The 6,000-nt window shown below is 38.1% G+C and carries 7 protein-coding genes and 2 pseudogenes; 6 read left to right on the top strand and 3 right to left on the bottom strand.

Features of this window, described 5'->3' with window-relative positions; genetic code table 11:
• Positions 1 to 14 precede the first annotated feature (14 nt).
• The 4 genes and pseudogenes from gltS to FTV03_RS05585 all read left to right on the top strand — a co-directional run bounded on the left by gltS (position 15) and on the right by FTV03_RS05585 (position 2,810).
• A pseudogene (gltS, locus tag FTV03_RS05570) lies at positions 15 to 1,234 on the top strand (sodium/glutamate symporter).
• Positions 1,235 to 1,327: 93 nt separating this feature from the next.
• On the top strand, positions 1,328 to 2,185 hold the full coding sequence (locus FTV03_RS05575) for a tetratricopeptide repeat protein (protein ID WP_180040402.1): 858 nt from the start codon (positions 1,328 to 1,330) through the stop codon (positions 2,183 to 2,185).
• A gap of 203 nt (positions 2,186 to 2,388) precedes the next feature.
• Positions 2,389 to 2,601, top strand: a complete 213-nt coding sequence (locus FTV03_RS05580; protein WP_078193931.1) for a DUF4177 domain-containing protein — start codon at positions 2,389 to 2,391, stop codon at positions 2,599 to 2,601.
• Positions 2,598 to 2,810: a hypothetical protein gene (locus tag FTV03_RS05585; protein WP_111884970.1), complete on the top strand. Its 213-nt coding sequence runs from the start codon at positions 2,598 to 2,600 to the stop codon at positions 2,808 to 2,810. The genes FTV03_RS05580 and FTV03_RS05585 overlap by 4 nt, the downstream gene beginning before the upstream one ends.
• A gap of 85 nt (positions 2,811 to 2,895) precedes the next feature.
• Here FTV03_RS05585 and FTV03_RS05590 read toward each other — a convergent pair whose 3' ends face one another.
• On the bottom strand, positions 2,896 to 3,381 hold the full coding sequence (locus tag FTV03_RS05590) for an Lrp/AsnC family transcriptional regulator (protein ID WP_078188537.1): 486 nt from the start codon (positions 3,379 to 3,381) through the stop codon (positions 2,896 to 2,898).
• Positions 3,382 to 3,597: 216 nt separating this feature from the next.
• Positions 3,598 to 4,458: an alpha/beta fold hydrolase gene (locus FTV03_RS05595; RefSeq protein ID WP_180040404.1), complete on the bottom strand. Its 861-nt coding sequence runs from the start codon at positions 4,456 to 4,458 to the stop codon at positions 3,598 to 3,600.
• Positions 4,459 to 4,631: 173 nt separating this feature from the next.
• On the opposite strand from FTV03_RS05595, the gene FTV03_RS05600 reads away from it, so the two are divergent.
• Positions 4,632 to 5,093, top strand: a complete 462-nt coding sequence (locus FTV03_RS05600) for a hypothetical protein (protein ID WP_180007847.1) — start codon at positions 4,632 to 4,634, stop codon at positions 5,091 to 5,093.
• Between the two features lie 273 nt (positions 5,094 to 5,366).
• Here FTV03_RS05600 and FTV03_RS05605 read toward each other — a convergent pair whose 3' ends face one another.
• Positions 5,367 to 5,603 (bottom strand): hypothetical protein, encoded by a 237-nt coding sequence (locus FTV03_RS05605; RefSeq protein WP_078188534.1) that lies wholly within the window; start codon positions 5,601 to 5,603, stop codon positions 5,367 to 5,369.
• A 227-nt stretch (positions 5,604 to 5,830) separates the two neighbouring features.
• Here FTV03_RS05605 and FTV03_RS17910 point away from each other — a divergent pair.
• Positions 5,831 to 6,000, top strand: a pseudogene (locus FTV03_RS17910) (IS701 family transposase); the annotation flags it as partial.

The raw sequence follows: 6,000 nt of genomic DNA on the forward strand, positions 1-6,000 counted from the left end.
CTTAAGATTAAATTATGAATTATGAGCTAGATGCTTTTTTGACAATTGTCGTGGCGGTTTTGGTTTTATTTATCGGTTATTTCTTCGTACACAAAATTTCCATCCTGAAAAAATACAACATTCTTGAACCTGTAGCAGGCGGTTTGGTCGCTGCGGTTATTACATTTATATTATTTAAAAACTTTAATATCACTGTAAATTTTGATGCCAAAATCCAGCAAATATTCATGCTGATGTTCTTTACATCTGTGGGTTTGAGCGCAAGTCTTGGAAAACTCAAAGAGGGTGGCAAGGCGTTAGTGCTGTTTTTAGGCTGTGTCATTATATTTGTCATACTGCAAAACATCGTTGGCATCAGTTTAGCCAAAATTTTAGGATTAGATCTGCTCATCGGCTTAATTACAGGTTCCGTAACACTTACAGGTGGTCACGGTACAGCAGGCGCATGGGGTACAGTCTTTGAACAAGATCATGGTATACAAGGTGCTTACTCGGTATGGCAAGTGCAACCTTCGGCTTGGTCATTGGCGGCATGATGGGCGGGCCAGTGGCGAAATTCCTCATCCGCCGTTTTCAGTTGGCAGAAGAACTTGTACCGACAACAGGACGTAATGAAGCACCGCCTGCATCTGAAACGGCGCCTTTCGAATATCCTGAAAAAACTCGTTTAATTACCGCAGATGATGCCGTCAAAACGATGGGGATGTTTGCCGTCTGTATCAGTTTTGCCTACTTCATGACGGACTTCGCTCGCGGACAGTGGTTTGAGTTGCCAACATTCGTTTGGGCATTGGCTTGCGGTGTATTTTTAAGAAACACCCTTGAACTTGGCTTTAAAATTGAAATGTTTGATCGCTGTATCGATGTCTTTGGTAATGCATCATTGGCGCTGTTTTTATCGATGGCGCTGATGTCATTGCAGCTCTGGTTATTGGCAGATCTTGCAGGCCCACTGGTGATTATTTTAATGGTACAAACCCTCGTTTTAGCACTGTATCTGTACTTTGTAACTTTTAGGATCATGGGAAAAAGCTATGATGAAGCAGTACTTTGTGCAGGGCAGTGCGGCGTAAACCTCGGTGCGACGCCTACAGCGATTGCCAATATTCAGGCAGTGACTAATACCTATGGCCCATCACATAAAGCCTTTTTGATTATTCCTTTGACAGGGGCGTTTTTTGTAGACATTGTCAATGCTGTGGTCATTCAGGCAACGATAGGCTTCTTTGGTTAATACTATATATAGCTTTAAAAAATGCTAAAGCATCTAGATAGAGTGCTTTAGCATTTCATTTTTCACCATCTTATTGATCAAGAATAATAAACAATGAAAGTTTTAAAATATCATTTACCTTACATCAAATTGTTCATGCTATTTGTATTAACAGCACTTCCATTTTCTATAACCTATTCAGCTGAAATTGATGTCCAAAAGACCATCGTTCAAGAACAAAATAACGATAAACAGGCGCTTTATGATTTGGCTGTACTGAAACATATGGGGCTAGAAGGTGTGGAGATTAATCTGCCTGAAGCCATAGCGCTGTATAAGCGTGCTTCTGCCTTAGGGCACCGCTCTGCAAATCAAAATTTGGGATTGATGTATTACAAAGGTGTCGGTGTAAACGTAGATTATGTAGAAGCTGCAAAATGGTTTGAGATTGGTGCTGAAAGAAATTTAGATGATTCAAAGCGTATGCTTTTGATCATGAATAAATATGAACTCATTCCAAGAAATGATAAAAAATTGGAAAGTCTATTGATTGAATTTGCTCATAAAGGCAAGCAAGAAGATATCGAACAATTGGCCGACTATTATTACTATACAAAGAATGATCTACTGCTTGCAGAAAAGCCTACAGTACTTTTAGCAGAAAAAGGATTGGCAAAGTATCAGCACCGGTTAGGCATGATTTATTATAGAGGTACAGATGGAAAGCCAAATTATAAAAAAGCTTATCCATGGATTTTAAAGGCTGCGGAAGCAAATGATTTGAACGGAAAAATTAGCGTAGCAAGTTTTTATTTAGGTGGGCTAGGCGTACAGCAAGATTTTGAAAAAGCTGCTGCATGGTTTAATTCGGCTTATGAGCAGGACCCTGTGAAAACATGTGAAATTCACAGTCTCGTTTTGTCAGAATTGAACAATGAAATACAACAATGTGAGCTAAGTAGAAAACAATAAAAAGCCCCATGGTTAGGGGCTAGTCGTATCACTCGCGTGATACTCATATAAGGCTCATCTCATACTGCGTGTATTAAAGCATAAAATTGAAAAAAATGCTGAGCAAATTGACAGTTAAAACTTGGTTGTTTTAGGGAAAACCGATCGTTATACTTTGCTCTGAACATTTGTTCATTTCACTATAACCATAAAGAACTATATTGATGAAAGAATATAAAGTTGTTATCTATCAAGAAGGTATGCTGGGATCTTTGCTGCTTGGCTCTTCAAAAGTTGATCCTGTTAAATTCACCAATTTTTTAAATCAAAATGCACAGCAAGGCTGGGCGGTGATTACGATGGAAAAAGATATCCGCCGTATGCTGCTTTTTTGGAAGCGCGAAGCTTATGTAGTTGTTTTGGAGAGAGAAAAATGAAATACGGTGTCTTTAGTGCACTTATTATTTCAGTTTTATGGGGTTTATTAGCCATCTCTCAATTATGGTTTGTGTTGCTCAGTGTCGAAGTATTTACCAAAATAACCATCACAGTAGCGATCTTAGAAGCCATCATTATTATTGCAACATTGGTCATACGTGAGTATTTGACAGATAAAAAATTGAAAAAAGATGGCTATATAGATTAGAACACATAAATAGGGCAATTGAGTGCTGAACTCAATTGCCTTTAAATTTTAAAGTCATCTTATAGATTAAATCTATATTGGCTCATTACTCAATCATCATAAGGTCAGCACTGCTGGCAGATTTTAATTGTCGTAGCGCAAAAATAGAGCGGGTATGGCGTATACCTTTCATAGAATATAAATTTTTACGTAAAAAACGCTCATAGTGTTCAGCATTTTTAACTGCAACTTTCACCAAATAATCATAATCGCCAGTGACTAAATGTGCTTCTACCACTTCTGGCATATTGGCTAAAGTTTCACTAAATTGATCTAAAATTTCATCATCGTGACGTTCTAATGTGATTTCAATAAAGAATAATTCATTGATCCCAATCGATTTTGGATTGATGTTGGCTGTATAGCCGTCGATAATTTTTAAATTTTCTAGACGCTTTAAGCGTGTCCAACACGGCGAAGAGGAGAGACCAACACGTTCAGAAAGCTGGGCTATGGTGAGTCGTCCATCTTCTCTTAATGCGGATAATATTAAACGATCAATTCTGTCGAGGTTGTGTCGTGCTTCACTCATGCCAAAATAGAATATAATTGAGAAAAAATAGTTATATCATTTTTTGCAATGGTCGGCTGAAGAAAATAAGCACACTTGGACCTTCAGTACAGGTTTTAAAGATAGAAAAATAAAATATGTAAGCTGTCAGGCAGTGTGAATGAATCTAAAAGTAGAGAATCTTGTGCAGACCATAAAAAGACCACTCAGCCGGATTACTGACTGAGTGGCAAAAACTTAAGCGTGTAACTGTTGTTCAATGATCGGCCATAGATTTTGATGTGACGATTTAAACATCAACATATGTCCGATGGCTTTATGACCTGTTTCTTTCGGTTTTAACTCAATCATTTGAGTCGAAGCATTCGGGTATAAGCGCAGCAAGTCTTTGACATTGGCTTCCGTGGCGATTTCGTCATCGGAGCTCCATACGGCAGTGATCGGACAGTTCACCTGTTGATGAAAATCATGCTGAACAGTTTTGCCTAAGGCGTTGATGACATAACCGGGTTTGCTACAAAATTCAGCCCATTCACGAGCAACATCTTTTGGCAAATTTTCACCCATACCAATCGCATTGGTCGGGCCATAGCCAATGGTATAGCGTGCAATCGGGAAGATCACATTAAACATCACAGGAGCTAAAAGCTTGGTGCGACCTTTAAGATCTTTGACATGACCTGTAGAGCCAGAAACAGCAACCACTTTGGCAACTTTGTCATAATTTGGCACGATACCTAATAATTGTCCGCCTGCGCTATGACCGAGTAATATGACTTTAGGTGCCTGCGTTTTACTGATCAAAGCGTCGATTGCCGCAGGGATATCTAGCTGCCCCCATTGCACAATACTTGCTGTCGATTGTTTTAAAGGGCTGTGTAGCGACTCACCAATACCACGAAAATCGAAAACTAAAACGTCATAGCCTTGTTGGCTCAACCATGTTGCATAGCTATTATAAAATTGCTTGGTAATGCCTGTGGCTGGACAAATCAACACAGGTAAAGCCTGTTTGAGCTCTGTCTGGTGCGGATAAAAGCGCGCACTCAGTGAATAGCCGTCTTGGCAATGAATCGTGAGTTTTTCAGATGATGACATGATTCAAACTTCATGGGTGTGTTCCGATGTCACTAATTTACACAAGTTCCAAAAAGAAACCTGAAAAGAGTATGACTCTAAAGTCATGTCATAACAGGTTTGAAGCAAGTACTATTGCAAAAGAAATACAGATAAAAATAATGCGTATAATTGAACAATGGATGTAAATTAAAATGGACATGCTTCAACTTTCGAGTGCAGTAAAAATTGCGATAGTTTTTAGTGGGATTTATTTATGGGTAGGTATGCTCACAGGTGTGTGGAAATATGCACAAATAAGGCAGTCTGAACTGGCACGTGCGCATTATTATGTAGATATCGCACATCGGAGCAGTTTGTTATACGCCCCAGCGACGCTTATTTTAGCGGTATTGGCCTATTTTTCAGCACTTCCACATACACTCAATTTACTCTTTGTAATCATCAATTTGTTCTTTTTTAGTTTTTCGATTTTAAGCTATGTGCTGCATGGCTTTTTAGCTGATACCACCAATCAATTTAAAGTCCCGCACGTCTTAGGCAAATGGCATTTACCTAAATGGATGATGAGTATGGCAATGCTTGGATTGGTGATAGGCGAGTTAATTGCAACACTCGGATTGCTCTTCGGAGTCATCGTTAAATTTTGGTTTTAAACAAAGCAATATCAATTAGAAATGGTTTGCATGAGATTGGAAGCTAATCAAGAACTAAAAGCTTTTAAAGTGCAGACGATGGCTATGTAGAAGAATTTATAAAACAAAATTTGAAGTTAAATAGAATCGAAAATTCATGAGAAAAGGCTGATGATTTTCTGGTTATTTTAGGGATTATTTGTATTGTTTTTTAAAATGGATTGAATAATCGAGAAGGTAGGGGTGGCATCTTTTCTTTTTTCAAGATGGATGATGCCTCATCCATCTTCTAACTTAAAATTCTGTTGATTTTTGCTTTCGATATTTGTGGTCAATGACTGCCCATAAATAAAAGGCTACCGAGACAATAAGCGCATAAGCAAAGTATTCAGGTCTTAAATTTCCTTGTATTAAGCCTTGAATAAGTAGTGTCAGCATGAGAGCAATAGTGGTGCTTGTATAGGTCACCATGTTCTTATTTGCCTTCAGAGCGTTAATGAAGAATTGCTTTTTGAAATGTACTGATAACATCTCCACCCCTCCGTGTTGTTGTTTCGCCAAAACCCATGATTTTGGTCAGGTTTGAACTACTGTTGTACTTCGAAACTAGAAGTATTTCAATAGCAAATGTCATTATTTTGTCATAAAACTATGTTAGATCATCGTATAAGAATAATCATTTTATTCATATACTAAATATTATAGGACTTACGCATTGACTGATTCAAAAAAGTATTAAAATACTTTATAAAGTATCTGTGATCAGACGAATTAAACATGCTTCTACAGCAACTTGTACATTACCCATTTATATGGGCTTTCTCATGACAGAACCGAACTCTATTAGCTGCACACAACTTGCCGAGACTTATAATATCTCGCATGATAGTGTAAATCGCTTTCTAGAGCGTGAAGACTACACACCTCA

The sequence above is a fragment of the Acinetobacter sp. YH12218 genome (assembly GCF_013417925.1).
GTDB lineage: Bacteria > Pseudomonadota > Gammaproteobacteria > Pseudomonadales > Moraxellaceae > Acinetobacter > Acinetobacter amyesii.